At 53.8% G+C, this 24,573-nt stretch carries 27 protein-coding genes; 11 read left to right on the top strand and 16 right to left on the bottom strand.

Features of this window, described 5'->3' with window-relative positions; translation table 11 throughout:
- Positions 1 to 42: 42 nt before the first annotated feature.
- Positions 43 to 984, top strand: a complete 942-nt coding sequence (gene fabY, locus SK32_RS23220; protein ID WP_048214031.1) for a fatty acid biosynthesis protein FabY — start codon at positions 43 to 45, stop codon at positions 982 to 984.
- A gap of 11 nt (positions 985 to 995) precedes the next feature.
- Here the strand turns inward: fabY and SK32_RS23215 are convergent, their stop codons facing one another.
- From SK32_RS23215 to SK32_RS23205, 3 genes are all read right to left on the bottom strand, one after another.
- The gene (locus SK32_RS23215; protein WP_048214030.1) at positions 996 to 1,442 is read right to left on the bottom strand and encodes a helix-turn-helix domain-containing protein; all 447 of its coding nucleotides are present in this window, start codon (positions 1,440 to 1,442) and stop codon (positions 996 to 998) included.
- Positions 1,439 to 1,750 carry a type II toxin-antitoxin system HigB family toxin gene (locus SK32_RS23210; RefSeq protein WP_048214029.1) on the bottom strand — a complete coding sequence of 104 codons (312 nt, stop codon included), beginning with the start codon at positions 1,748 to 1,750 and terminating at the stop codon, positions 1,439 to 1,441. Before SK32_RS23210 ends, SK32_RS23215 begins: the two co-directional genes overlap by 4 nt.
- 85 nt (positions 1,751 to 1,835) lie before the next feature.
- Positions 1,836 to 2,765, bottom strand: coding sequence for an alpha/beta hydrolase (locus SK32_RS23205; RefSeq protein WP_048214028.1), 930 nt, complete (start codon positions 2,763 to 2,765; stop codon positions 1,836 to 1,838).
- 204 nt (positions 2,766 to 2,969) lie between these two features.
- On the opposite strand from SK32_RS23205, the gene SK32_RS23200 reads away from it, so the two are divergent.
- Positions 2,970 to 3,212: a ribbon-helix-helix domain-containing protein gene (locus SK32_RS23200; RefSeq protein ID WP_005121822.1), complete on the top strand. Its 243-nt coding sequence runs from the start codon at positions 2,970 to 2,972 to the stop codon at positions 3,210 to 3,212.
- Positions 3,212 to 3,586, top strand: a complete 375-nt coding sequence (locus SK32_RS23195; RefSeq protein WP_005121821.1) for a type II toxin-antitoxin system VapC family toxin — start codon at positions 3,212 to 3,214, stop codon at positions 3,584 to 3,586. Before SK32_RS23200 ends, SK32_RS23195 begins: the two co-directional genes overlap by 1 nt.
- A gap of 36 nt (positions 3,587 to 3,622) precedes the next feature.
- On the opposite strand, the gene fdhE is transcribed toward SK32_RS23195, so the two are convergent.
- Genes fdhE through fdnG form a run of 4 tightly spaced genes read right to left on the bottom strand, consistent with a single transcriptional unit; the run spans position 3,623 to position 9,146 of the window.
- The gene (gene fdhE / locus SK32_RS23190) at positions 3,623 to 4,552 is read right to left on the bottom strand and encodes a formate dehydrogenase accessory protein FdhE (RefSeq protein ID WP_003028685.1); all 930 of its coding nucleotides are present in this window, start codon (positions 4,550 to 4,552) and stop codon (positions 3,623 to 3,625) included.
- A complete protein-coding gene (fdoI, locus tag SK32_RS23185; RefSeq protein WP_043018888.1) occupies positions 4,549 to 5,184 on the bottom strand; it encodes a formate dehydrogenase cytochrome b556 subunit in 636 nt (211 codons plus the stop codon). The genes fdhE and fdoI overlap by 4 nt, the downstream gene beginning before the upstream one ends.
- Positions 5,181 to 6,083: a formate dehydrogenase O subunit beta gene (gene fdoH, locus SK32_RS23180; RefSeq protein ID WP_003028691.1), complete on the bottom strand. Its 903-nt coding sequence runs from the start codon at positions 6,081 to 6,083 to the stop codon at positions 5,181 to 5,183. Before fdoH ends, fdoI begins: the two co-directional genes overlap by 4 nt.
- A gap of 12 nt (positions 6,084 to 6,095) precedes the next feature.
- Positions 6,096 to 9,146: a formate dehydrogenase-N subunit alpha gene (gene fdnG, locus SK32_RS23175; RefSeq protein ID WP_086523526.1), complete on the bottom strand. Its 3,051-nt coding sequence runs from the start codon at positions 9,144 to 9,146 to the stop codon at positions 6,096 to 6,098.
- A 230-nt stretch (positions 9,147 to 9,376) separates the two neighbouring features.
- Here fdnG and fdhD point away from each other — a divergent pair, with 230 nt between their 5' ends.
- Both fdhD and SK32_RS23160 read left to right on the top strand, forming a co-directional pair.
- Entirely contained in the window at positions 9,377 to 10,177 is an 801-nt protein-coding gene (gene fdhD / locus SK32_RS23165; protein WP_217438277.1) for a formate dehydrogenase accessory sulfurtransferase FdhD, read from the top strand.
- Positions 10,178 to 10,305: 128 nt separating this feature from the next.
- Entirely contained in the window at positions 10,306 to 10,518 is a 213-nt protein-coding gene (locus SK32_RS23160; RefSeq protein ID WP_048214025.1) for a YdgH/BhsA/McbA family protein, read from the top strand.
- Between the two features lie 42 nt (positions 10,519 to 10,560).
- Here the strand turns inward: SK32_RS23160 and SK32_RS23155 are convergent, their stop codons facing one another.
- A complete protein-coding gene (locus SK32_RS23155) occupies positions 10,561 to 10,884 on the bottom strand; it encodes an AzlD domain-containing protein (RefSeq protein ID WP_048214024.1) in 324 nt (107 codons plus the stop codon).
- Positions 10,884 to 11,543 (bottom strand): AzlC family ABC transporter permease, encoded by a 660-nt coding sequence (locus tag SK32_RS23150; RefSeq protein WP_048214023.1) that lies wholly within the window; start codon positions 11,541 to 11,543, stop codon positions 10,884 to 10,886. The genes SK32_RS23155 and SK32_RS23150 overlap by 1 nt, the downstream gene beginning before the upstream one ends.
- A 101-nt stretch (positions 11,544 to 11,644) precedes the next feature.
- On the opposite strand from SK32_RS23150, the gene SK32_RS23145 reads away from it, so the two are divergent.
- Complete coding sequence (locus SK32_RS23145) at positions 11,645 to 12,193, top strand: helix-turn-helix domain-containing protein (RefSeq protein ID WP_048214022.1); 549 nt, start codon at positions 11,645 to 11,647, stop codon at positions 12,191 to 12,193.
- Between the two features lie 84 nt (positions 12,194 to 12,277).
- Here SK32_RS23145 and rhaM read toward each other — a convergent pair whose 3' ends face one another.
- The 5 genes from rhaM to rhaB all read right to left on the bottom strand — a co-directional run bounded on the left by rhaM (position 12,278) and on the right by rhaB (position 17,442).
- Positions 12,278 to 12,592 carry an L-rhamnose mutarotase gene (rhaM, locus tag SK32_RS23140; protein WP_048214021.1) on the bottom strand — a complete coding sequence of 105 codons (315 nt, stop codon included), beginning with the start codon at positions 12,590 to 12,592 and terminating at the stop codon, positions 12,278 to 12,280.
- The gene (fucO, locus tag SK32_RS23135) at positions 12,589 to 13,737 is read right to left on the bottom strand and encodes a lactaldehyde reductase (protein WP_048214020.1); all 1,149 of its coding nucleotides are present in this window, start codon (positions 13,735 to 13,737) and stop codon (positions 12,589 to 12,591) included. Before fucO ends, rhaM begins: the two co-directional genes overlap by 4 nt.
- 11 nt (positions 13,738 to 13,748) lie before the next feature.
- A complete protein-coding gene (rhaD, locus tag SK32_RS23130; protein WP_048214019.1) occupies positions 13,749 to 14,573 on the bottom strand; it encodes a rhamnulose-1-phosphate aldolase in 825 nt (274 codons plus the stop codon).
- Between the two features lie 143 nt (positions 14,574 to 14,716).
- Positions 14,717 to 15,976, bottom strand: coding sequence for an L-rhamnose isomerase (gene rhaA / locus SK32_RS23125; RefSeq protein ID WP_048214018.1), 1,260 nt, complete (start codon positions 15,974 to 15,976; stop codon positions 14,717 to 14,719).
- Positions 15,973 to 17,442: a rhamnulokinase gene (gene rhaB / locus SK32_RS23120; protein ID WP_048214017.1), complete on the bottom strand. Its 1,470-nt coding sequence runs from the start codon at positions 17,440 to 17,442 to the stop codon at positions 15,973 to 15,975. The genes rhaA and rhaB overlap by 4 nt, the downstream gene beginning before the upstream one ends.
- Positions 17,443 to 17,745: 303 nt before the next feature.
- Here rhaB and rhaS point away from each other — a divergent pair, with 303 nt between their 5' ends.
- Together rhaS and rhaR are read left to right on the top strand one after the other, a co-directional pair.
- Positions 17,746 to 18,594 carry an HTH-type transcriptional activator RhaS gene (gene rhaS, locus SK32_RS23115; RefSeq protein ID WP_048214016.1) on the top strand — a complete coding sequence of 283 codons (849 nt, stop codon included), beginning with the start codon at positions 17,746 to 17,748 and terminating at the stop codon, positions 18,592 to 18,594.
- Between the two features lie 152 nt (positions 18,595 to 18,746).
- Entirely contained in the window at positions 18,747 to 19,595 is an 849-nt protein-coding gene (gene rhaR, locus SK32_RS23110; protein WP_048214015.1) for an HTH-type transcriptional activator RhaR, read from the top strand.
- Here the strand turns inward: rhaR and rhaT are convergent.
- A complete protein-coding gene (rhaT, locus tag SK32_RS23105; RefSeq protein ID WP_048214014.1) occupies positions 19,592 to 20,626 on the bottom strand; it encodes an L-rhamnose/proton symporter RhaT in 1,035 nt (344 codons plus the stop codon). The two genes, rhaR and rhaT, sit on opposite strands and share 4 nt — an antisense overlap.
- A gap of 289 nt (positions 20,627 to 20,915) precedes the next feature.
- Between rhaT and sodA the strand changes: the two genes are divergently transcribed.
- Together sodA and kdgT are read left to right on the top strand one after the other, a co-directional pair.
- On the top strand, positions 20,916 to 21,536 hold the full coding sequence (gene sodA / locus SK32_RS23100; protein ID WP_005121766.1) for a superoxide dismutase [Mn]: 621 nt from the start codon (positions 20,916 to 20,918) through the stop codon (positions 21,534 to 21,536).
- Positions 21,537 to 21,772: 236 nt separating this feature from the next.
- Positions 21,773 to 22,756: a 2-keto-3-deoxygluconate transporter gene (kdgT, locus tag SK32_RS23095; protein ID WP_048214013.1), complete on the top strand. Its 984-nt coding sequence runs from the start codon at positions 21,773 to 21,775 to the stop codon at positions 22,754 to 22,756.
- Positions 22,757 to 22,798: 42 nt separating this feature from the next.
- Here the strand turns inward: kdgT and SK32_RS23090 are convergent, their stop codons facing one another.
- A complete protein-coding gene (locus tag SK32_RS23090; protein ID WP_048214012.1) occupies positions 22,799 to 23,695 on the bottom strand; it encodes a dihydrodipicolinate synthase family protein in 897 nt (298 codons plus the stop codon).
- A 152-nt stretch (positions 23,696 to 23,847) separates the two neighbouring features.
- Here SK32_RS23090 and yiiM point away from each other — a divergent pair, with 152 nt between their 5' ends.
- Positions 23,848 to 24,522, top strand: a complete 675-nt coding sequence (gene yiiM, locus SK32_RS23085) for a 6-hydroxyaminopurine reductase (protein WP_048214011.1) — start codon at positions 23,848 to 23,850, stop codon at positions 24,520 to 24,522.
- Positions 24,523 to 24,573 lie beyond the last annotated feature (51 nt).

Genomic DNA, 24,573 nt, shown 5'->3' with positions numbered 1-24,573 from the left:
CAGCTTCCGGCGTGGTCGCGGGTAACAAGAGAGAATACAACTATGTATCACCTTCGAGTACCGCAAACAGAAGAAGAATTGGAGCGCTACTACCAGTTTCGCTGGGAGATGCTGCGTAAACCATTGCACCAGCCAAAAGGCTCCGAACGGGATGCCTGGGACGCGATGGCGCATCACCAGATGGTGGTGGACGAAGAGGGGAATCTGGTTGCGGTAGGGCGTTTGTATATCAATGCGGATAACGAAGCCTCCATACGTTTTATGGCCGTAGATCCCTCCGTGCAAGAGAAAGGGTTGGGCACGCTGATGGCGATGACTCTGGAGTCTGTGGCACGTCAGGAAGGGGTAAAGCGCGTCACCTGTAGCGCCCGTGAAGATGCGGTCGAATTTTTCGCCAAGCTCGGTTTTGTGAGCCAGGGGGAAATCACCACACCGCAAACCACGCCGGTGCGCCACTTTTTGATGATTAAGCCCATTGCGACGCTGGACGATATTCTCCATCGCGGTGACTGGTGCGGACAGCTACAGCAAGCCTGGTACGAACATATTCCATTGAGTGAGAAAATGGGCGTGCGTATTCAGCAGTACACCGGGCAGAAATTTATTACCACGATGCCCGAGACAGGCAATCAGAATCCGCACCACACGCTGTTTGCCGGAAGCCTGTTTTCACTGGCGACGCTAACGGGCTGGGGACTTATCTGGCTGATGCTGCGTGAGCGTCATCTGGGTGGGACAATAATCCTGGCCGACGCGCATATCCGATACAGCAGGCCAATCACCGGGAAACCAACTGCTATTGCCGATCTGGGCTCGCTGAGCGGTGATCTTGATCGTCTGGCAAGAGGCCGCAAGGCGCGCGTGCAGATGCAGGTCGGGGTATTTGGCGATGACACGGCGGGCGTCGTGTTTGAAGGTACTTACATTGTGCTACCCGCAAAACCGTTTGGCGCATATGAAGAGGGCGGTAACGAGGAAGAGTAGGGGGATACCCTCTACTCGATAAATGCATCTGCCGGAAGTTTAAAGCGTTCTGCAAGCGCTTTAATATGGCTTACAGTCAGTGCTCTACGGCCATTTAGGATGTTGCTGACGTTCGATTTAGAACCAAGTTCGTTGGCGAGGTCGGTGGCTTTTAATCCGTACTGATCCATGAGCGTACGCAATACGGAAACGCCAGGGGGAATTTGTTTCAGGTGTTGATTGAGCGCTCTGAATTCTGGTGCATGTTTTTCGTATTCACTGATTCGGGCACTAAGTAATTCAAATAGTGGGTTTTCAAGATCGTCGTGGTCAACCAGAAACTCTACTAGCGCTAGTGCCCTTCGATACTCCGTTTCATTGCGTTCTTCCCCCAAAAGAGGGATCGTTTTTACAGCACAACTGAAGGTATCAACGATCTTTTTTGCGCTGGCTGCGTCCATATGACGATGAGATCTCATTCTTTATGGCCCCGATAATATTCTGTCAGTTTGTCATATTCGGCGTGGAGAACGATATGCTTCACAAATACCTTATGTAACCTGAAATCTATGTAGGCAATGAGTCTTAGGTTGTTACCAGAAACATCAATTACCCACCATTTATTCCTGTACTTAAAATTATCAAGAGAAGGAATATACTGTTTCATCTCTTCAGGGTGATTGAATGTTTTTTTCTCCAAAACATTCAGCAACTCAGAGAGAGCAAGCCCATGGTTTGGATACATGAGCATACCCTCATTGAATGGTTTTCGGCTGATAACATGCACGATGTAGTTCCATTACATAGTTTTCAACCTGAAAACAATCTAACGCAATGCCATCATGTTTTCAAGTTGAAAACAACATTGAATATTAAGAAATTATCTCCGCTGATGGGCTTCTAACACGCCAGGCCACCTCGCGCATTGCGTTTCGCGCTGTCTGGCTTACGCCTCCTAACTGAAAAAATCCGTGGATAACGCCGGGATAGCGCTGACAGGTGCAGTCCACACCTTGCTTCTGGAGCTGGTGAAACAGGGCCTCTCCTTCATCGCACAGTGGGTCGAATTCGGCAGTAATGATGTGCGTGGGCGGTAAACCGTTGAAGTCTTCACGCCAGAGTGGGCTGACTTCGGGATGCAATGGATCGGTTTTCGGCATATACATTTCGTAGCCCGAAAGCAGCGTGTCGCGGGTGATAATGTAATCCTGTCCATTATGGTCATAGCTCGCAAACCTGGTGGTTGCGTCCAGCATCGGGTAGATCAGCATAAGCTGTGCAGGTTGCCATTGCCTGGCCGCTTTCAGGCGTAGTGCTGTGACCAGCGCCAGGTGCCCGCCCGCGCTGTCGCCAGCAAGGGTTATGCGCTCGCGATCGACTCCCAGTTTCTGGGCATATTTCCAGATGATATTGGCCCCGGTTTCAGCGTCGTTATGTGCTGCCGGGAAAGTATGCTCTGGCGCAAGGCGGTACTGTACTGCAATGACCCTACAGCCGCTGAACCAGGCGAGCTGCCTTAGTTGGTTATCATGCGTAGCAAACCCACCGCTGACAAAACATCCGCCATGATAGTAAATGACGCAGGGCAGCGTTTCCGCAGAGTTAAGAGGCGAAATAACGCGAAATGCCATGGCATCAAGTTCAATATCTTCAATCTGTACGCGGGTTTCAGTTTCTCCGGCCAGCGCTGTACTGGCAATATAGGCCGCTCTCCGGTCATCAATATTCTGTTCGCGGGAAGAAGGGCGTCCCGCCGCGATAAATGCCTCAACTAACTGCGCAATCCCGCTTTCCAGTGCCATTTTTAAATACTCTTATCTGTATGGATATACAGGTTTATAACCTGGATACTCACAAATGAAAATGGGAAAAAAAGGGGCGTTATGATTCTGGAAAGCGGCTCGCAAAAGTAAAAATCGTTCACGTAAAAGCTATTTTCCCGCTTTTTCCAGGTGTATGTTGTATGGAAATTAATCGCTGATGATATACTGGAGGTATATGTGAGTATGATGGCTGGGATGGATATGGGCAGAATTTTACTCGATTTATCAGACGAAGTGATTAAACGTCTTGATGACCTCAAGGTGCAGCGTAACCTGCCGCGAGCTGAACTCTTGCGGGAGGCCGTTGAGCAGTATCTGGAAAGGCAGGAACAGGCTGAAACGACTATTTCCAGCGCTCTCGGACTCTGGAAAGGTTGTGAAGAAGATGGCGTTGAGTACCAACGCAAACTTCGTGAGGAATGGTAATGGTCAAAGGATCCGCGCTTTTTGATACCAACATCCTCATCGACCTGTTTAGTGGACGGAGTGAAGCAAAGCAAGCGATAGAAACATGGCCGCCGCAGAATGCGATCAGCCTTATCACCTGGATGGAAGTGATGGTTGGGGCAAAGAAATACCATCAGGAATCCTGCACACGCGTTGCGTTGAGCGCTTTTAACGTGATCGGTGTTTCACAGGATATTGCTGAACGAAGCGTGAGTATCAGGCAGGAATATGGGATGAAATTGCCGGATGCCATTATTCTGGCAACAGCACAGATTCATCGTCTTACGCTGGTTACGCGAAATACTAAGGATTTTGCAGGCCTATCCGGTGTGGTCACACCGTATACATTATAACCCGGGCGACTTACGCCGCCCGGTAGTGCGAAGAACTTACTCCCCTTCACCCGGGAACAGGAACGGGTTGATGGAGCTGCGGGCAAAGCCCTCCTGCTCCATGTGCGCGTCCAGCATCAGTGAGGCGAGATCGTCGGCCACGGCTTCGACTTTCGGGTCTTTTTCCTGATAGAGAATCTTCAGGTAAGTCCCGCAGTCGCCGCAGCTTTCAGCTTTGATTGCCGCCTGTTCGTTATCCAGTGACCAGTAGTTCAAATCACGGCTCTGCTCGCAGTTGCTGCACTTCACGCGCACCACGTGCCACTCGGTTTCGCACAGGTTGCAGTGCAGATAACGCAGACCCTGGGTGGTACCGATTTGCACCATGCTGGAGACCGGCATTGAACCACACACCGGGCAGTACTGACGCTGTTCACCGTATTCCGCACGGGCTTTTCCGGGGATCAGGCTTGCCATCTGCGCCCAGTAGAGCGACAGGGCAGCCCAAATGAACGGTGCTTTGTCGCTGCTGACGGAGGCAAAATCAGAGGCAAACAGCGCACTGGCCATCAGCTCCAGCTCCTGCTCTGAGGCTTTTTCCAGATTCTCGATCACGGCGAGCGCCGGACCGCTCATCTCTGGCTTCAGCTCAGCAATCAACGACTGCAGCAGCTTTTGCCAGTGCTTGTCGCGTGGCAGGACGTGGATATCCAGCGGCGGTTTGCCCTGATCGTTCGCTTCTTTGATGCGCGCGGTCAGATCCATCTGCAGCGGATGGTCGTACAGCACCACTTCCTGCGCGTGGGCGATCAGCGCGGCAAAGCGCAGGTAATCGCCCAGCGGGTTGTTCTCGGCCAGCTCGCGCAGGCGCTCAGCGCGGCGGTTATACAAATTTTTGAGTCTGGGGAATAATAACGGCGGAATCATATCCGCCGTGCGTTTCTCGCTCTTCTCCAGCTCATCTTGCGGGATTATGCGAATACTCATTCAGATGACTTTTCCTGTTTCTGGCGGACTTCACGGTACCAGCGCGGGTGATGTTTCTTCGCCCATGAACTGGTAACCCATCCTTCCACCATCGCGGTAATGGTGCCTTTCACCCAAAGGGCGGCGTAAATGTGCACCATGATAACCACAATTAACGCTACTGCGGCAAATGAATGCAGCATTAACGCGAATCGGATCACCGGGATTGAGAAAGCAGGCGCAAAATACGGACGCCAGATGACCACTCCGCTCACCAGCAACAGGACCAGGAAGATAATCGCCGCCCAGAATACGCATTTCTGGCCGAAGTTATAACGTCCCGTGTCACCTACTTCCTCGTTGACGACAATCTTACGAATATTCTTCGCCCAAAAGATATCATCCCGATTGATTAGATTGTGGTGCCAGTAACGGAAAAACATGATGATAAACGAGGCAAACATGACAACGCCGACAAACGGGTGCACAATTCGCGCCAGTTGCGGAGTGCCCATGATGTGCATCAGCCAGTTAAAAGACGGGAAGAGAAAGCCCATCCCGCTCACTGCCGCCAGAATGAAGCAGAAGGCGGTTACCCAGTGGTTGATGCGTTCCGGCGCCGTGTAGCGCACGATGGTGTCACGTCGTTTCATTTGCGCACCTCGTCTTTTTCTTCATGCAGGTTGTCTTCTTCCTCTTCCGCGCGGTTCGGGCCTACGCCGACGTAGTGGAAGATGCTGGCCGCAAATGTCGCTGCAAAGCCGACGGCTGCGAGGGGTTTCCAGATGCCTTTCCAGAATTTCACGGTGGCGCTGATTTCCGGGTTCTCCGGCAGGCCGTGATACAGATTCGGCTTGTCAGCATGGTGCAATACGTACATGACGTGAGTACCGCCAACGCCTGCTGGATCGTACAGACCCGCGTTTTCGTAACCACGCGTTTTCAGCTCCGCCACACGCTCGCCTGCCAGCGTTTTCATCGACTCTTTGGTGCCGAAATGAATGGCGCCGGTTGGGCAGGTTTTCACGCAGGCCGGTTCTTGCCCGACCACGACACGGTCAACGCACAGCGTACATTTGTAGACGCGGTTGTCTTCCGGATTGAGGCGCGGTACGTCGAACGGGCAGCCCGCGATGCAGTAGCCACAGCCGATGCACTGCTCGGACTGGAAGTCGACGATACCGTTGGCATACTGAATGATTGCGCCTTCAGCCGGACACGCCTTCAGGCAGCCCGGATCGGCGCAGTGCATACAGCCATCCTTGCGGATAAGCCACTCCAGTTTGTCGTTTTGTTCCACTTCCGAGAAGCGCATTACCGTCCAGGATTTGGCGGTCAAATCAGCCGGGTTGTCGTACACCCCAACGTTGTTGCCCACTTCATCACGGATGTCGTTCCATTCAGAACACGCCACCTGACACGCTTTACAGCCGATACAGGTGGTGACGTCGATAAGCTTCGCCACCTCTTCCTGATGGTCCCGCGCCTGAGGCGCGGGGGTGAAACCGTTAGTGGCGGAACGACGAATGATGTCTTGCGATTGATAAGCCATAGGTCGTCTCCGTTACACCTTTTCCACGTTCACGAGGAAGGACTTAAATTCCGGCGTCTGCGTGTTCGCATCACCGACGAATGGCGTTAACGTGTTAGCGATAAAGCCTTTTTTCGCCACACCTTCGTAGCCCCAGTGAATCGGAATACCGATGGTGTCGATATCCTGACCGTTGGCCTTCAGCGTGCGAATACGTTTGGTCACCACTGCTTTGGCTTTAATGTAGCCGCGGTTAGAGGAGACTTTGACGGTATCGCCGTGGGAGATACCGAGCTTATTCGCCAGCTTCTCGCCAATTTCCACGAACTGTTCCGGCTGAGCGATGGCATTGAGCAGCGCATGCTTGGTCCAGTAGTGGAAGTGCTCGGTCAGACGGTAGGTCGTACCGACGTACGGGAACTTATCTGCTTTACCCAGTGCTTCCGCGTCACCTTTAAAGATGCGCGCGGCAGGGTTAGAGATAACGTTCGGGTGCAGCGGGTTAGTCCCCAGCGGCGTTTCAAACGGCTCGTAGTGTTCCGGGAACGGACCTTCCGCCATCTTATCGATAGCAAACAGGCGTCCCATCCCTTCAGGCTGCATGATGAACGGCCCAACGTTGCTGCCAGGTGCGGCGGCGCTGTAGTCCGGAATATCCATCCCGCTCCATTTCGCCCCATCCCATTTCAGGATCTGACGTTTTGGATCCCACGGATTCCCCTGCGGATCAGCGGAGGCGCGGTTATACAGAATGCGTCGGTTGAGCGGCCACGCCCATGCCCAGCCCAGCGTGTTGCCAAGGCCTGATGGGTCGGCGTTATCGCGACGTGCCATCTGGTTGCCTTCCGGCGTCCAGCTCCCGGCAAAAATCCAGCAGCCGCTGGACGTGGTGCCGTCGTCACGCAGTTGGGCGAACGAGCTAAGCTGTTGGCCTTTCTTGACGATAACCGCGCCGGTTGCCGGGTCGGTAATATCGGCCAGCGCTTTACCGTTGCTCTCCATCGCCACTTCTTCCGAAGCCGGTTCGTGTGGTGTGGAGTAGTTCCAGGTCATGCTCAGCACCTGTTCCGGGTTCGCGCCACCCTGCTCGGCATACATCTTGCGCATGCGCAGGAAGATACCGGCGAGGATTTCACCATCGGTAACGGCAATCCCCGGGGCGTCTGCGCCTTTCCAGTGCCACTGCAACCAACGACCGGAGTTAACGATAGAACCGTTCTCTTCGGCGAAGCAGGTGGACGGCAGACGGAATACTTCGGTCTGGATTTTCGACGGGTCCACATCGTTCGACTCACCATGGTTCTGCCAGAAGGTAGACGTTTCGGTGTTGAGCGGGTCGATGGTGACCAGGAATTTCAGTTTGGACAGTGAAGCCACAACCTTGTTTTTATTCGGGAATGACGCGACCGGGTTAAAGCCCTGGCAGATATAGCCATTCACTTTGCCCTGGTTCATCATCTCGAAGTACTGCAGAACGTCGTACCCTTTATCCCACTTCGGCAGCAAGTCGAAGCCCCAGCTGTTTTCCGCTGTCGCTTTATCGCCAAAGAAGGCTTTCATCATCGAAACGAAGAATTTCGGGTAGTTGCCCCAGTAGTTCACCTGACCTTCCAGCAACGGTTTTGGCGTGTTGGCGGCAAGGTAGGTTTGCAGGTCAGTTTGTTTCTCGCTGGGCAGCGTCATATAGCCCGGCAGGCTTTGTGACAGCAGGCCTAAGTCGGTCAGACCCTGAATGTTGGAGTGACCGCGCAGGGCGTTAACACCGCCGCCGGCCATCCCCATGTTGCCAAGCAGCAACTGGATCATCGCCATGGTACGGATGTTTTGCGCACCAACTGAGTGCTGCGTCCAGCCGAGTGCATACAGGAACGACGCGGTTTTGTCTTTGACGCTGGTTTCTGCGATGTACTCGCACACTTTCAGGAAATCAGCTTTCGGCGTACCGCAGATGTTTTCTACGACATCCGGCGTGTAGCGGGAAACGTGCTGTTTCAGCAGGTTCCATACGCAGCGCGGGTGTTGCAGGGTGACATCGCGTTTGGCGAAGCCTTTTTCATCCAGCTCGTAGTTCCAGCTGGTTTTGTCATACTTGCGTTTGTCCGCGTCGTAGCCAGTGAACAGGCCATCTTCGAAACCGTAATCCTCACGCACGATCAGGCTGGCGTTGGTATAGGCCTCAGTGTATTCGCGGTTGAATTTTTCGTTGTTCAGCAGGTACAACAAGACGCCTGACAAGAAGGCAATGTCAGTACCGGAACGAATCGGCGCATAGAAATCAGCTACCGCTGCGGTTCGCGTAAAGCGAGGATCGATAACAATCAGCTTCGCGCCGTTGTGTATTTTGGCTTCCATCGCCCAGCGGAACCCGACCGGGTGAGCTTCAGCGGCGTTACCGCCCATCACCACAACGAGGTTGGCGTTTTTAATGTCGACCCAGTGGTTGGTCATCGCACCGCGACCAAATGTTGGAGCAAGACTTGCTACCGTTGGTCCGTGTCAGACGCGTGCCTGGTTGTCGACCGCGAGCATACCGAGCGCGCGGGAGAATTTTTGCGTTAAATAGCCGGTTTCGTTACTGGAAGCGGAAGCACACAGCATCCCGGTGGAAAGCCAGCGGTTAACGGTTACGCCTTCGGCGTTTTGTGCAACGTAGTTTGCGTCGCGGTCTTCTTTCATCAGCTTAGCGATGCGGTCAAATGCCTCATCCCAGCTAATCTGTTGCCACTTATCAGAGCCTGGTGCGCGGTATTCCGGGAATTTCAGGCGGCTTTCGGAGTGGATGAAGTCCACAAGTCCTGCCCCTTTCGGGCACAGCGCGCCACGGTTCACCGGGTGATCCGGGTCCCCTTCGATATGGAAGATGGATGCTTTGGCGTTTTTTGCTCCGTCACCGAGACTGTACATTAACAGTCCACAGCCAACGGAACAGTAAGTGCAGGTGTTACGGGTTTCGCGGGTGCGCAGCAGTTTATATTGCCGTGTTTCCGCGAGCGCTACGCCGGGTGCAAAACCCAGTGCCGCTGCCGTGGTGCCTGCCATACCGCCAGCGCAGATCTTAAAGAACTGCCTTCTGCTGACCTGCATGGTTCGCTCCTTGTTTCGACATTGTCACGTTCCCTTCACTTTTCCGTTACTCGAGCGCGAGGGAAGTGGTTGTTATTTTTCTTTGCGGACGGGACCGCAAAGGTCCAGAATTGGGTGAATTTCCCTCCGTCCAGGAGGGGTTTGTAAAGAATACCACAATGTTGGTATGTGTGTTCCAATATGGTTAAAAGAAAGTGAATAAAATCCATCAAGAAGAAGTCAAAAATGTGATGAATTGTGCAGGATCGCGTCAGTTGACTCTCTGGAAACGCGAGGATTTGCAACATCCTCAGCCAGATGAGGTCGCTGAAGAAGTGCCGGTTGCGCTGGTTTACAACGGGATTTCGCACGTGGTGATGATGGCGTCACCGAAAGATCTTGAGCACTTTGCGCTGGGCTTTTCACTTTCTGAAGGCATTATTGAGCGCCCGCAGGATATCTACGCCATGGAAGTGGTTCCTTCCTGTAACGGATTAGAAGTGCAGGTTGAGCTGTCCAGTCGTCGATTTATGGGGCTGAAGGAGCGACGTCGTGCACTGGCCGGTCGTACCGGTTGTGGCGTTTGCGGCGTTGAACAACTCAATGACATTGGCAAGCCGGTCCAGCCTCTGCCGTTTACCCAGACATTCGATCTGGCACATCTCGATAACGCCTTAAGGCATCTCCCTGATTTCCAGCCCGTGGGGCAACTGACAGGCTGCACGCACGCGGCTGCCTGGGTACAGCCGTCAGGCCATCTGGCGGGTGGACATGAAGATGTCGGGCGTCATGTGGCGCTGGATAAACTGCTGGGACGACGTGCTATCGAAGGAGAAGCCTGGCGGGCGGGCGCAGTATTAGTCTCCAGCCGCGCCAGCTACGAGATGGTGCAAAAGTCGGCGATGTGTGGCGTGGAGATCCTGTTTGCTGTCTCAGCCGCGACAACGCTTGCCGTAGAAGTTGCCGAACGTTGTAACCTGACGCTGGTGGGTTTTTGCAAACCGGGCAGGGCGACGATCTACACCCATCCGCAGCGGTTGATCGCTGAGTAATAAGTGTTCAGTTAATTTGAATAAGATAGGCAAATCCTTCCGCTTTTAGTTGCGTGATATGAAGGCTACTATTTATCACATCAAGGCACGGTGCCTTACTCAAACAACTAAGTGAAAGGGTTTATATCATGAAAAGCATCAAAACTTTTGTCGCAATTATCGCTCTGGCTACGTCTTTCGGTTCTTTCGCTGCTCAGACAGTTACCGCAACCGGTTCTACGCTGGAAAGCGCTGAAGCAAAAATCGCCGCTCAGGCTGAACGTGCAGGTGCCAGCGATTACAAAATCACTCAGGCTTACACCGGCAACCGCGTGCACATGACCGCTGAACTGCTGAAATAAGATACCTCAGTACTGTCGAAAGAGCGCCCTTGAGGCGCTTTTTTAGTTTATGCCCGCTATTCGCAGCAATGCGGTCACCACCGCGGCGGCAACGATCACCACGATTAGCGGCAGCTTGCGCCAGGCGAGAAATACCGCGAAGCCAACCCCAAGAACCCGCGCCATACCGGCAAAGTGTTCGCCTTCGTAAAAGGTGGTCGCCAGCGCAACGGAAAACAGTAACACCGTTGCAGCATCAGAAAGCAACGCCTGTGAACGTTCAGAAAAGGCTAAACGGCCTCCCAGTTTTGCTCCCCCTAAACGCATTAAATAGGTTCCCAGAGATAACACGGCGATACCGACGATAAACAGCGTCATGTTGCCCATTATTTTTTCCTCGTCAGTAAGCCAAACAGTGAAAGCAGTACCGGCAAGCCTACCGGTGCGAAAGGTACGGAAGCGAGTGACAATGCGGCCCCGCTACAGGCACGGATGAGCGTGGTGCGGTTTTTAAAAGCCGGAACCACTAAGGCCAACAAAATGGCAGGGAAAACGGCATCCAGCCCAATGGTTTCAGGTGCCGGGAGCAGCTTGCCGACACCGGCGCCGATCAGTGTGCCAATCGGCCAGAAAATGGCGACGCCCAGACCGCATAACCAGTAGGCGGCTTTACGTTGTTCCGGTGTTTTCTGCGACAGGCCGAACACCACGCTTTCATCGTTCATGATATGACAGCCTAGAAAGCTGGCGGCGCGAGTGCCGACCAGATCGCGTACCGTCACGCCAAACGGTACATGTCGGGCATTCACCAGTAACCCGGCCGCCGCTGCCGCCAACGGATTTCCGCCGCTGGCGATAATACCGATAAACATAAATTCAGAAGCCCCGGCCAGTACTGTAATCGAGAGTACAAAGGGCACCCAAATCGGGAAGCCGTAAGCCATTGCCAGCGAACCGTAGGACATGCCTACCACGCCGACGGCCAGGCACACTAAAAATATCGCTTTAATCGTGTCGCCTTTGAGGCTGGAAAAATAATGTTTCATACCGTTTTAGCCATATCGAACGAGTTTCCATTATAATGAACACAATCAGTTTGATTTACAAGTCGAACGATTCGTTCGATATAAAGAACATGGAGTCGAGAATGACCCAACCCATCAGTATGATCGCGAAAAGTCTGGTGCGTGAACGTCAGCGCACCGGTTTATCGCTGGCAGAAATTGCCCGTCGCGCGGGAATTGCAAAATCGACACTCTCGCAGCTGGAAGCGGGAAATGGTAATCCTAGCCTGGAAACGCTGTGGTCGCTGTGTGCGGCGCTGGATATCCCCTTTGCCCGATTACTGGAACCGCAGGAGCAAAAAACGCAGGTGATTCGCCGTGGCGAAGGGACAAAAGTCGTGGCTGAGCAGGCCCACTATCAGGCTATTTTACTGGCAGCCTGCCCACCGGGCGCGCGGCGGGATATCTATCTGCTGCTGACGCAACCGGGCGCAGATCGTATTTCACAACCGCATCCACCGGGATCGGTTGAACATATTATCGTGACGCAGGGTAAGGCGATAGTGGGGTTGACGGAAGCGCCGGAGGAGTTAGGCGAGGGCGACTATATTTGCTACCCCGCTGACCAGGCGCATATCTTTAAAGCACTGGAGCCTGACACCCAGGCGATTCTGGTTTCTGAGCAGAATTGAAATTGCCGGAGGGCGCTATCGCTTATCCGACCTGGAAAAAATAAAACCGTGTGCCCGGTAAGCTTGCACCACCGGGCACACGACTTACTGCAGATAAAACACCTCTTTTAGCTCTGCGCTGAGCGGGCTGTTGTCCGGGTTGGCTGGCATTACGTCACGCATATGTTTCCACCAACGCTGGCAAACGTCGGTGCTGGCAACGGCATTCCAGCGCTCCTCGGACTCAATCTCAACGGTGGCGAACAGCAGATTGCGCTCCTCGTCGAGATAAATCGCGTAGTGATGGGCGCCGTGCGCTTTCAGCACCGCTTCCAGTTCTGGCCAGATGGGATTGTGCCGACGTTGATATTCAACATGTGCGTCGGCATTCACCTGCATCACAAAGGCCTTGCGGATCATAACGCCTCCAGATACAGCTCGCGGACCTCGTCGCGGCTGGCGGTGCGCGGGTTGCACGGCGCACACGGATCGGCCAACGCTTTATCCAGCCAGCCTTCAATATCTTCTTTCGTCACGCCAAGCGAACTAAAGCCCGCAGGAATACCGACACGTTTGCTCAGGGCACGAATCGCGTTGATGGCCTCCATGCTTGCCGCTTCATCGCTCATGTCACGGGTATCGACGCCCATCGCCTGTGCCACGCGGGCAAAGCGCGCCACGGCGTTCGGGCGGTTAAAGTTTTCGATTACCGGCAGCAGGATGGCGTTGCAGACGCCGTGCGGCAGGTTGTGCGTTGCGCCCGGCTGGTGTGCCAGCGCATGCACCAGACCCAGGCCAGCGCTATTGAATGCCATACCCGCCAGATACTGACCAAACGCCATTTGCTCACGAGCTTCGAGGTTATGACCCTCATCGACCGCTTTCGGTAGCCACAGGTTGATCAGACGAATTGCTTCCAGCGCGTTAGCGTCGGTGAGCGGATGCGCGCCAACGGAAACATAGGCTTCTACCGCATGGGTCAGGGCGTCCATGCCGGTTGCGGCGGTGACGGATGCCGGAATTTCCAGCATGACGCTGGCATCATCCACGGCGATATCCGGGATGATATTCGGGTCGATGATCACCTCTTTAACCTTGCGAGCTGAGTCGATAATGACCGCATTACTGGTCATCTCTGCTGCCGTTCCGGCGGTGGTATTGATGGCGACCAGCGGTACGCCAGCATTTTTTACCTTGCCTACGCCGGAATAGGCGGTAGAAGGGCCGGGGTTGGCGGTCAGGATCTTCACCGCTTTAGCGGTATCGATCGGGCTACCGCCACCGAAGGCAATAATGTAGTGACATTCTGCGTCCTGATACGCCGCGAAACCTTTCTGCACCAGCTCTTCCGTCGGGTTTGGAAACACCTCATCAAACAGGTGGTAAGACATCTGATGTTCATCCAGCGCCGCAAACAGGCTATCCAACAAGCCCAGTTTTACCAGTTGACCATCGGTGACGATCAGCGCTTTGCCCCATTGCTTATTCGCCACGAGGTTCACCATATCGGCAATCGCGCCGGCGCCATGCAGGCTAATTTTTGGCAGTGCCAACATAAAGCTCATCATTATTCTCCTTACAATGCCAGTGCGCTGGCCAGCGGCGTCACGCCGAAGCGTTTGCCAAGTGCGATCAGCTCTTCACGCGTAATGGTCTGCTTCATACCGCCCATCGAGTAAATCTTGACCAGAACCTCAGCGGACTTCTCTGCGGTATCGATCAAACCGAACGCTTCGTCGAGGGTAGGTCCGCTGCCGAACACGCCGTGGAACGGCCACAGTACCAGCGAGTGTTTCTGCATTTCTTCGGCGGTGGCCTGACCGATTTCATCGGTACCTGGCACCATCCACGGCAGAATACCGACGCCATCCGGGAACACCACCAGACACTCGGTGCTGCCTTCCCACAGTTTGCGGGTCATCAGCGCGGTATTGTTTTCCAGTACGTAGGTCAGGGCGATCAGGTTGGTGGCATGGCAGTGCATGATCACGCGGTCTTTGCCATTGGTGGCTTTAATGCGCTCGCAGTGGGATAGGAAGTGGGCGGGCAGTTCGGAAGTCGGTACGGCTTCGTGGGTCAGACCCCACAGAATGTGATAACCCGCGCCATCGCTATCGATTTTCACCACGCCCAGATTTGCGGCCGGTTCGAGCTGGACGTTGCGGAAAAATTTTCCCGAACCGGTGACGATAAACGGCGTATTCGCCAGCAGCGGCATCGGCTGGCTCAGCGCGATATAGCGTGGTTTTTCGTGGAAATCGGCGCTAAATGGCGCAATATCTGCCTCATCCAGGCGCAGTGTCAGGTTGCCGCCGTTGCGTTCGTCCCAACCTTTCAGCCAGGCATCGGAAGTGGCTTTAATCATCCCCTGGACGAACCAGGAAGTGGTAATGTTTTGCATGTTCGGTGTTCCCATTTATTGCCCGAACGTTATCGGGTCTTACGTAGGCCGGATAAGCGAAGCGCCATCCGGCAATCGTGTTTCATTTATTGCCGGATGGCGACGCGGGGCGTCTTATCCGGCCTACAAGCCTGGCGTCACAGTTAGCCACGTTTGCTCAAAATCTCTTTTTCATAAGCACGCACGCTGTCCAGCCACTGACTGCCCGCTGGCGTGTCGTGACGCTGGCAATACATCTCCCAGACGGCCTGCCACGGCAGCGATTTTTGCTCTTCCAGCAGAGCCAGGCGTGCGGTGTAGTCGCCGCTGGCTTCAAGCTGACGCAATTGCCCGGTCGGTTCTAACAACGCGCGCAGCAGCGCTTTTTTCATATTGCGGGTGCCGATCACCCACGCGGCGATGCGGTTGATGGAGGCGTCGAAGAAGTCGAGGCCGATGTGTACGCGGTCAAACAGGTTGTGGCGCACGATCTCGCTGGCAATCGCCTGCGTTTCATCATCCAGCAGCACCACGTGATCGCTGTCCCAACGCACCGGACGGCTGACATGCAGCAGCAGGCGTGGCACGTACAGCATGGCGGCGGAGATCTTGTCGGAAATGACTTCCGTCGGATGGAAGTGACCTGCATCCAGGCACAATGCGGTCTGGCGGCTGGTGGCATAACCCATATAGAACTCGTTAGAGCCGACGGTGTAGCTTTCTGCGCCAATACCAAACAGTTTGCTCTCGACGGCATCGATATGGTGCGCCGGGTCGAGTTTCTCGCTGATCACTTCGTCCAGCGCGTCCAGCAGACGCTGGCGCGGCGCTAAACGATCAACGGTGATGTCTTTCATGCCATCCGGGATCCAGATGTTCATCACTGATGGCGTACCCAACTGCTCGCCAAAATACGCCGAGACGCGACGGCTGGCTTTGCAGTGGTCAATCCAGAACTGGCGAATGGTGTCATCGGCGTGGGCCAGCGTGAAGCCGTCGGCACTCAGCGGATGTGAGAAGCAGGACGGGTTGAAATCCAGCCCTAGCTGGTTCGCTTTCGCCCACTCAACCCAGTTTTTGAAGTGTTCAGGTTTGATTTGGTCGCGGGCAACTGGCGTATCAGACTCCAGATAGATCGCATGCAAATTCAGACGTTTTGGACCCGGGATCAGGCTCAGCGCCTGCTCCAGATCGGCCCGCAGTTCGGTGGCGTTACGCGCTTTACCCGGATAGTTACCGGTAGCCTGAATACCGCCAGTGAGCGAGCCTTCCGGGTTTTCGAAACCGGCGACATCATCGCCCTGCCAGCAGTGCATGGAGACCGGCAGACGATCGAGCTGGCGTAAGGCCGCCTCGACATCAATGCCAACCGCGGCGAAACGCAGTTTTGCCAGTTCCCAGGCTTGTTCAAGTTGAGTGGTCATGCGCAAAGCTCCTTTGTCTGTCGTAGTGATTGAAACTGCGCCTGGTAGCGGGCAATTTCACTTTCAGGATTGGGAATGAAGGTGGTCAGGTCGTAGTTGGCACGCACCACCTGACGGAAATCATCGACGTTGTTAAGCTCGTCCAGCGTCATCAGCTGGATGCCAATATTGCCGAGCGTGGAGGCCTCAATTGGCCCGGACATCACGCGAATACCGCAGGCATCCGCACACAGCTGGTTCAGTAAGGTGTTCTGGCAGCCGCCACCGACAATGTGCAGTTGGCTAAATGCTGCACCACGCAGTTGTGCCAGCTCTTGCAGGATGTCGGCGTACAGCAACGCCAGGCTGTCGAAGATACAGCGCGCCAGTTCGGCGTTTTGCAGAGGTACGGGTTGGCCTGATTCACGGCATGCTGCCTGAATTTCTGCACTCATATCGTCGGGGTTGATAAAGCGATCGTCGTTCGGGTTTATCAGGAACTGGCAGGCCGGCAGCGCTTGCGTTTGGCTGATAAGCGTTGGCAGGTCGGCAATCTGGCGCTCTTTTAATACGCGCTGGAGAAGCCACAGCCCCATAATATTTTTCAGGACACGGTAGCGCCCTTCCGCGCCCCCTTCGTTGGTGATGTTCGCCGCCAGTGCCGCATCGTTGGTATACGGTGTTCTGCTCTCGAAGCCCATCAGCGACCAGGTACCGGAAGAGAGATAGGCACTATTTTTATCGGCCAGCGGTGATGCGATCACCGCGCTGGCGGTGTCGTGGCTGGCGACGGCAACCACCGGGATTTGATTTTTCTGTGGACAAATCCAGTAACCAATTACGTTCCCCGGATGCGTGGGGCGGCCAAACCACGTTGTGTCGGCACCGCTCCAGGCCAGCAGGGTTTCGTCCCAGTCGTCGGTGTTGATATTGACTAACTGGGTGGTGGTGGCGTTGGTGTATTCCCAGTTCAGTTCGCCGGTCAGGCGATAGCTGAAGTAATCGGGGATCAGCAGGGCATGCGCCACCTGGGGGATTAGTTCCGGTTGCTGCTCGACCAGCGCGCGGAGCTGATACAGGGTATTAAAGGGCAGAAACTGAATGCCGCTACGGTGATAGATGTCACTTTTACCTGGCTGCGTCATGGCCCGCGACATAATGCCGTTCGTGCGGCTATCGCGATAAGAGACTGGCAACCCAACGCGCTGACCGTTTTTATCGATCAGGACATAATCCACGCCCCAGGTATCAATGCCGATGCTGTCGATCCGAATGCCTTGATCGCAGACTTTCTTCAACCCCAGACGAATGTCGTTTTCCAGGCTATCGATGTCCCAGGTGTCAAAACCGTCTGTTTTTTGCAGACAGTTAACAAAGCGGTGGATTTCACGCAGTGTCAGGGTACGGTGTTTACTGTCGTAACGCGCCAGCATTACGCGTCCACTGGATGCACCGAGATCAACAGCGACACAATGGCGAAAAGTCATAGCGAGGTCCTTCTGAGTTTTATTGCACTCAGTCTAAGAACCCCAGATAACGCGTACCTTCTTGACAGTGACAGCCACAATTAGCGGCTGGCAACATGGCAAAGGTGAACGTGATGCTGTTCACAATTTCTATTAATAGGGTCGGTTTTAGCGGATGTGACGTCTTCCGCAATTCCCGATCTTTCCCGCCATTTCTTGAAGAATTGACCGTGTTTACGCACTTTGGCGTCAAAAATTTAAGGTGAGGGTGATAACCCTTAATTACTATTCAGCCATGTTCATTTGATCGGGGGGGATGTCATCATGACCGTATTGCATTGCGTGGATTTTTTTCCGACAGGTAAAGCGCCCGTGGCGATTGAGCCCCGGCTTCCTCAGCCTGCTTTTCCAGAACATCATCATGATTTTCATGAAATTGTAGTGGTTGAACATGGTACGGGAATTCATGTGTTCAATGGACAGCCTTATACCATTAGCGGGGGAACGGTGTGTTTTGTCCGCGATCATGACAGACACTTATATGAACATACTGACAACCTGTGTCTGACCAATATTCTGTATCGTTCCCCGGATGCGTTTCAGTTTTTGGCCGGGCTGAATCAGTTGTTACCCCAGGAGCTGAATGGGCAATATCCGTCACACTGGCGGGTGAATCAGAGCGTGTTGCAGCAGGTTCGGCATCTGGTGGGGCAAATGGAAAATCTTGGAGAGGCAATGGATACGCCAACGGCGGCAAATCGTGAGATCTTGTTCATGCAGCTGTTGGTGCTGTTGCGTAAAAGCAGCCTGATGGAAGCGGCAACAGATAATGATGCGCGACTGAACCAACTACTGGCATGGCTGGAGGATAACTTTGCCGACGAAGTGTGCTGGGAAGCGGTAGCCGAGCAGTTTTCGCTCTCTTTACGGACTTTGCACCGCCAGCTTAAACAACAGACCGGGCTGACGCCACAGCGCTATCTCAACCGCCTACGGCTTATCAAAGCCCGCCATTTGCTACGTCACAGTGATGACAGCGTGACGGACATCGCTTATCGTTGTGGGTTCGGTGACAGTAACCATTTTTCGACGCTGTTTCGCCGGGAGTTTAACTGGTCGCCGCGCGATATCCGACAGGGACGCGATGTCATTACTGGAAGCAGCCTCCAGTAACGCGAAAGCTATCAACGTTTTTTGCCGTCCGTTTGCTGATAATCATACCCTTTTATGCCGGATGGCGGCTGTGCCTTATCCGGCCTACGTGGATGCCTTGTAGACCGGATAAACGTAGCGCATCCGGCAAGCGTTCAGGTTGAGGTGATGTGATGGTGAATCATCTGGTCCTTCTGAAATCAGACTTTTTTGCGAATGACCACCAGGCCGTCGCGGTGGCCGATCGTTACCCACAGGATGTGTTTGCCGAACATACTCATGAGTTTTGCGAGCTGGTGATGGTATGGCGCGGCAATGGCCTGCATGTTCTCAACGATCGCCCGTACCGGATAACCCGCGGCGATCTGTTTTATATCCGTGCCGAAGACAAACACTCCTACACCTCAGTTAACGATCTCGTCCTGCAAAATATCATTTACTGCCCGGAACGGCTGACGCTGAATGTCGGCTGGGAAAGCGCGATCCCAGGATTTAACGGCTCGCCGCGACAGCCCCACTGGCGGCTTGGCAGCGCGGGTATGTCCCAGGCCCGGCAGATAATTAGTCAGCTTGAACATGAGAGTAATCAGCGTGACCCGCTGGCTTTTGAAATGGCCGAGTTGCTGTTTGGGCAACTGGTGACTCATTTCAAGCGGCACCGCTACGCCACGGATACGCTGCCAGCGACATCAAGTGAAACGTTGTTGGATAAGCTGATTACCGCGTTGGCCGGGAGTCATGAACATGCCTTTGCGCTGGATAAATTCTGTGAGCAGGAACAGTGCAGTGAGCGAGTTTTGCGTCAGCAGTTTCGCAGCCAGACAGGGATGACCATCAATCAGTATCTCCGCCAGGTACGGGTTTGCCATGCTCAGTATCTGCTTAAGCACAGTAGACTGATGATCAGTGAAATTTCTATGCGCTGCGGCTTTGAGGACAGTAACTACTTTTCGGTGGTATTTACGCGGGAAACCGGGATGACGCCGAGCCAGTGGCGTCATCTCAGCAGCCCGAATGATTAACTGGCCATCCCCAGACCGACAATATTTGCCGCGAGAATAATGACCACGCAGCCGAGGCTCAGTACGCTGACCGGACGGCGGCCCGCGTTTTTCCACTCTTTCATCACCAGACCAACAATACCGCCACACAGGACATAGAAGCTCATGTGCAGCATCCAACTGACATAATCATACTGCGCCGGAATGCGAGCGTGGCCCCAGGCGTAGAAGAAGAATTGCAGATACCACATCAGGCCACCGAGCGCGGACAGTAGCACGTTGGTGATGATCAGCGGTTTGGCTAACGAGAAGTCGGCTTTTATCGAAAGATCTTTCACTTTTGCCAAACGAATAAAACAGAAGCCCAGGTTGACTAAAGCACCGCCGCCCATGATGACGACATAGCTTGGTAGCGCGACATACAGCGGATCAACGCCCAGCGCGGCAGCTGCATCGTGCATGGGTTTCGCCGCGTTCATCGCAAAGGACATCCCGGCAGAGAAAATGCCGCACATTACCGCCAGCACCAGCCCCTTCTTCAGGTTGAACTCTTCTGCTTTGATGCCCATTTTACGTTCTTTCAACTGTCCTGCGCGGGTCACAATGCCCACGCCAATCAGCGCGACCAATACGCCCAGTAGCGTCATGCGCCCGCCATCGGTGCTGATCAGCACATCAAAGTTACCGTTGATGATAGGGGTCATCAGCGTGCCGACAATCAGGGTAATACCAATCGCAATACCAATCCCCATCGACATGCCGAGATAGCGCATGGTCAGGCCATAGTTGATATTACCGATCCCCCACATCGCGCCAAACAGAAATACCGGTGCCAGCGTGGAGAGGCTAAAAGAACTGAAGTAGGCCCAGAAGTTGGGAAGCAACATGGCGCTAATGGTCCATGGCAGGATAAGCCAGGAGACGACCCCGCCAACCGACCACATTGTTTCCCATGACCAATGTTTAACTTGTTTGAACGGGGCATAGAAACAGGCTGCGCTGGCTGCACCTATCAAATGCCAAAGAATACCCATCGTAATCGCGTTACTCATGACTGAATCCTCGTTATTTTTTATCGTCGGTCATAACCCCTCCGACACAACGAGTTTAAAAATTACGCAGATGATTAACCTTTTGACGATTGCCGCCTTTGTCCTCTTGTTGGCAATCATCACGTTAACTGGGTGATTTGGCTCACATCTTCAGTAATGGTGATGAATAATTAAGACCCTGTAAAAAGTACGGCATTGATAATCATTTTCAATATCATTTAATTAACTATAATGACCCAACTGCTTACGCGGCGTTAACACTGGCCGCCCGACAATACTGGAGATGATTATGAGTTATACACTGCCATCCCTGCCGTACGCTTATGATGCCCTTGAACCGCACTTCGATAAGCAGACGATGGAAATCCACCATACCAAACACCACCAGGCTTACGTAAACAACGCTAATGCTGCGCTGGAAAGCCTGCCTGAATTCGCGAGCCTGTCTGCTGAAGAGTTGATCACCAAACTGGATCAGCTGCCTGCGGATAAGAAAACCGTTCTGCGTAACAACGCTGGCGGTCACGCTAACCACAGCCTGTTCTGGAAAGGCCTGAAAACCGGTACCACGCTGCAGGGCGACCTGAAAGCGGCTATCGAACGTGACTTCGGTTCCGTTGACAACTTCAAAGCTGAATTTGAAAAAGCAGCAGCCACTCGTTTCGGTTCCGGCTGGGCGTGGCTGGTTCTGAAAGGTGACAAACTGGCTGTTGTTTCCACCGCTAACCAGGATTCCCCGCTGATGGGTGAAGCTATCTCTGGCGCTTCCGGCTTCCCGATCGTGGGCCTGGACGTTTGGGAACACGCTTACTACCTGAAATTCCAGAACCGTCGCCCGGACTACATCAAAGCGTTCTGGGACGTGGTGAACTGGGACGAAGCTGCTGCACGTTTCGCCGCGAAAAAATAAGTTCGACGCGTTAACTAAGCCCCTGCAAGCGATGCCTGCGGGGGCTTTTTTGTGATCAAAATCAATATAAAAACAATGATCCATTTAAATTGAAACAAGGTTTTATTATGCGAGTGGGATCACTTTTATAGTTTCTGCGAATGTCTATCTTCTTTTCATCAAGACGGGCGCATCTCAAAAGCAAGATGCAGTCGCCCATAAAAATTGCCCCATTTTTATGTCTACAGGTGATGGAAATGCAGATCAAACGTACGATAGAGAAAATCCCAGGCGGTATGATGTTGGTGCCGCTGTTTCTGGGCGCGTTGTGTCACACCTTTTCCCCCGGCGCCGGGAAATACTTCGGCTCATTTACCAACGGTATGATCACCGGTACGGTGCCGATTCTGGCAGTCTGGTTCTTTTGCATGGGGGCATCGATTAAGCTGAGCGCAACCGGAACCGTACTGCGTAAATCCGGCACGTTAGTGATAACCAAGATCCTGGTCGCATGGGTGGTAGCGGCGATTGCATCGCGCATTCTTCCTGAACATGGCGTGGAAGTGGGGTTCTTTGCCGGATTGTCCACGCTGGCGCTGGTGGCCGCAATGGATATGACTAACGGCGGGCTGTATGCCTCGATTATGCAGCAGTACGGCACCAAAGAAGAGGCTGGGGCGTTTGTCCTGATGTCGCTGGAGTCTGGCCCGTTGATGACCATGGTGATTCTGGGAACCGCCGGGATTGCTTCGTTTGAACCGCATGTATTTGTAGGGGCGGTATTGCCGTTCCTGATTGGTTTTGCGCTGGGTAATCTGGATCCTGAGCTGCGGGAATTCTTCAGTAAGGCCGTGCAGACGCTGATCCCTTTCTTCGCCTTCGCATTAGGTAACACCATTGATTTGAGCGTGATTGCACAGACCGGCGTACTGGGTATTCTGCTGGGCGTGGCGGTGATTATAATCACCGGTATCCCGCTGATTATTGCCGATAAACTGATTGGCGGCGGCGATGGTACGGCGGGAATTGCGGCGTCCAGTTCTGCTGGCGCGGCCGTTGCCACGCCGGTGCTGATTGCGGAAATGGTTCCGGCGTTCAAACCCATGGCGCCGGCGGCAACCTCTCTGGTGGCGACGTCAGTGATTGTAACCTCCATCCTCGTGCCGATTATCACCTCCATCTGGTCGAAAAGAGCCAAAGCCAGAGCGGCGGCAATCGATATACGCAACGCGGTGAAGTAACGTGATTAAGCCGGATGGTTTGCACCATCCGGCTTAACCGTTTTAACCCTTGATTACAAACACCTCATCAATTGTTCGACACTCACTTTCATTCAGCTCCCCGCCTGCATTACGTGAAACCCCGGTGCAATAGCCAAACTTACGCGATACCACGGTTTTGATGGTGGTGACGAAATCCTCACCGATGGCGTAGATGGACATGTAGGTGCCAATCTGGTCCTGAATATCGCGAAGTGCAGCCAGATCCCCCTGCTTGAAGGCTTCTCGTGCGCTGACAAACAACTCCGGCATGACGTTGTTTAATCCTGAAATAATCCCTGCGCCGCCTGCCAGCAGGTTAGGAATATAGTATTCGTCATAGCCGGATAGCACGGCAAAATCTTCGCGTACGGCGCGGGTGGTCTGGATCATGCTGCGGGTGTGGGACTGGCAGTCGACGGTATCTTTGATGCCTGCGAAGTTGGGGAACTCAGAGGCAAGGGTGGCAACCAGTTCAGGCGTTAAGTCGCAACCGGTTCGCGCCGGGAAGTTATAGGCAAACCATTTGCCGCTGAGTTTCTGCCCCAATTGACGGAAGTAGCTCAGGAGCTGTTTCGCCGTTTGCCCGTAATAGTAAGGTGGTAGGATCATCACGGCATCGTAACCGGCGCGATACGCTTCCTGTGCCATCAACAGCACATCGTTCTGGCAAGTGGATGAGACGTTGGCGACCATCTTCAGCGAGCTCATGGCACGGGCTTCACGGATCAGCAACAGCCTTTCCTCGAGCGTAAAGGAGGCAAATTCCCCGATGCTGCCCATCAACAAAATCACGTCGATGTTGGCCTCGGTAAGGCGTTTAAGATGCTGGCTCAGACCGTTAAGATCGATCTTGCCGTCATTGTCCATTGGCGTAATGGAAGGACACCAGACGCCAGCAAATTGCGATTGACCAGTCACGTTGTCGACTCCTTATTTGAAATGATGTTTCAAAACCAGCTTACATTGATAGCATGTGTCCCTAACTTTCATGTGAACCGTGCTCTCATTTTGAGCGACTGGGGTAAAATAAATGTGGTGTAATGGGAGAAATTTATCGGGAGAGGGAACAGATGCGATATCCGGTCGATGTTTTTACAGGCAAGATTCGGGACTACACGGGAAGCCGTCCCAGCGCGATTGCTAAAGTTCAGGTTGATGGCGAGTTGATGCTGACCGATCTGGGGCTCACGGGCGATGAACAGGCGGAGACTAAAATTCACGGCGGGCCGGATCGCGCGTTGTGCCACTATCCGCGTGAACACTATCAGCACTGGATACAAGAATTCCCTGAACAGGCGGAGTTATTTGTCGCCCCCGCCTTTGGGGAGAACCTCTCAACGCTTGGGCTGACAGAAGAGAATGTCTATATCGGCGATATTTTCCAGTGGGGCGAGGCGTTGATTCAGGTCACGCAGCCACGTTCACCGTGTTTTAAGCTGAATTTCCATTTTGGCATTAGCGATATGGCAAGTCAGATGCAGGCCTCGGGGAAGATAGGCTGGCTGTACAGTGTTATCGCGCCGGGCATGGTGTCGGCGGATGCGCCGCTGGTACTGGCATCGCGCGTGAGCGATGTCAGTCTGCGGGAGGCGATTGCTATTGCCTGGCATATGCCGTTTGATGATTCGCAATATCACCGTTTACTGTCGGCTGCAGGGCTATCGAAAAGCTGGACCAGAACGATGCAAAAACGCCGTTTAAGCGGCAAGATCGAGGACAATTCCCGCCGTTTGTGGGGGAAATAATTCCCCCTGTCCGTGGAGGCCGGATGAGGCATTACGCCGCCATCCGGCAAC

It is taken from the genome of Citrobacter sp. MGH100 (assembly GCF_001034465.1).
In the GTDB taxonomy this organism is placed as follows: Bacteria; Pseudomonadota; Gammaproteobacteria; order Enterobacterales; family Enterobacteriaceae; genus Citrobacter; species Citrobacter youngae.
This window is presented reverse-complemented; position numbering and strand designations above follow the sequence as displayed.

Coding starts and splice junctions, on each gene's coding strand:
- fabY (WP_048214031.1), top strand. CDS start 43: ATGTATCACCTTCGAGTACCGCAAACAGAAGAAGAATTGGAGCGCTAC.
- SK32_RS23215 (WP_048214030.1), bottom strand. CDS start 1,442: ATGAGATCTCATCGTCATATGGACGCAGCCAGCGCAAAAAAGATCGTT.
- SK32_RS23205 (WP_048214028.1), bottom strand. CDS start 2,765: ATGGCACTGGAAAGCGGGATTGCGCAGTTAGTTGAGGCATTTATCGCG.
- SK32_RS23200 (WP_005121822.1), top strand. CDS start 2,970: ATGATGGCTGGGATGGATATGGGCAGAATTTTACTCGATTTATCAGAC.
- SK32_RS23195 (WP_005121821.1), top strand. CDS start 3,212: ATGGTCAAAGGATCCGCGCTTTTTGATACCAACATCCTCATCGACCTG.
- fdhE (WP_003028685.1), bottom strand. CDS start 4,552: ATGAGTATTCGCATAATCCCGCAAGATGAGCTGGAGAAGAGCGAGAAA.
- fdoI (WP_043018888.1), bottom strand. CDS start 5,184: ATGAAACGACGTGACACCATCGTGCGCTACACGGCGCCGGAACGCATC.
- fdoH (WP_003028691.1), bottom strand. CDS start 6,083: ATGGCTTATCAATCGCAAGACATCATTCGTCGTTCCGCCACTAACGGT.
- fdhD (WP_217438277.1), top strand. CDS start 9,377: ATGAATTGTGCAGGATCGCGTCAGTTGACTCTCTGGAAACGCGAGGAT.
- SK32_RS23160 (WP_048214025.1), top strand. CDS start 10,306: ATGAAAAGCATCAAAACTTTTGTCGCAATTATCGCTCTGGCTACGTCT.
- SK32_RS23155 (WP_048214024.1), bottom strand. CDS start 10,884: ATGGGCAACATGACGCTGTTTATCGTCGGTATCGCCGTGTTATCTCTG.
- SK32_RS23150 (WP_048214023.1), bottom strand. CDS start 11,543: ATGAAACATTATTTTTCCAGCCTCAAAGGCGACACGATTAAAGCGATA.
- SK32_RS23145 (WP_048214022.1), top strand. CDS start 11,645: ATGACCCAACCCATCAGTATGATCGCGAAAAGTCTGGTGCGTGAACGT.
- rhaM (WP_048214021.1), bottom strand. CDS start 12,592: ATGATCCGCAAGGCCTTTGTGATGCAGGTGAATGCCGACGCACATGTT.
- fucO (WP_048214020.1), bottom strand. CDS start 13,737: ATGAGCTTTATGTTGGCACTGCCAAAAATTAGCCTGCATGGCGCCGGC.
- rhaD (WP_048214019.1), bottom strand. CDS start 14,573: ATGCAAAACATTACCACTTCCTGGTTCGTCCAGGGGATGATTAAAGCC.
- rhaA (WP_048214018.1), bottom strand. CDS start 15,976: ATGACCACTCAACTTGAACAAGCCTGGGAACTGGCAAAACTGCGTTTC.
- rhaB (WP_048214017.1), bottom strand. CDS start 17,442: ATGACTTTTCGCCATTGTGTCGCTGTTGATCTCGGTGCATCCAGTGGA.
- rhaS (WP_048214016.1), top strand. CDS start 17,746: ATGACCGTATTGCATTGCGTGGATTTTTTTCCGACAGGTAAAGCGCCC.
- rhaR (WP_048214015.1), top strand. CDS start 18,747: ATGGTGAATCATCTGGTCCTTCTGAAATCAGACTTTTTTGCGAATGAC.
- rhaT (WP_048214014.1), bottom strand. CDS start 20,626: ATGAGTAACGCGATTACGATGGGTATTCTTTGGCATTTGATAGGTGCA.
- sodA (WP_005121766.1), top strand. CDS start 20,916: ATGAGTTATACACTGCCATCCCTGCCGTACGCTTATGATGCCCTTGAA.
- kdgT (WP_048214013.1), top strand. CDS start 21,773: ATGCAGATCAAACGTACGATAGAGAAAATCCCAGGCGGTATGATGTTG.
- yiiM (WP_048214011.1), top strand. CDS start 23,848: ATGCGATATCCGGTCGATGTTTTTACAGGCAAGATTCGGGACTACACG.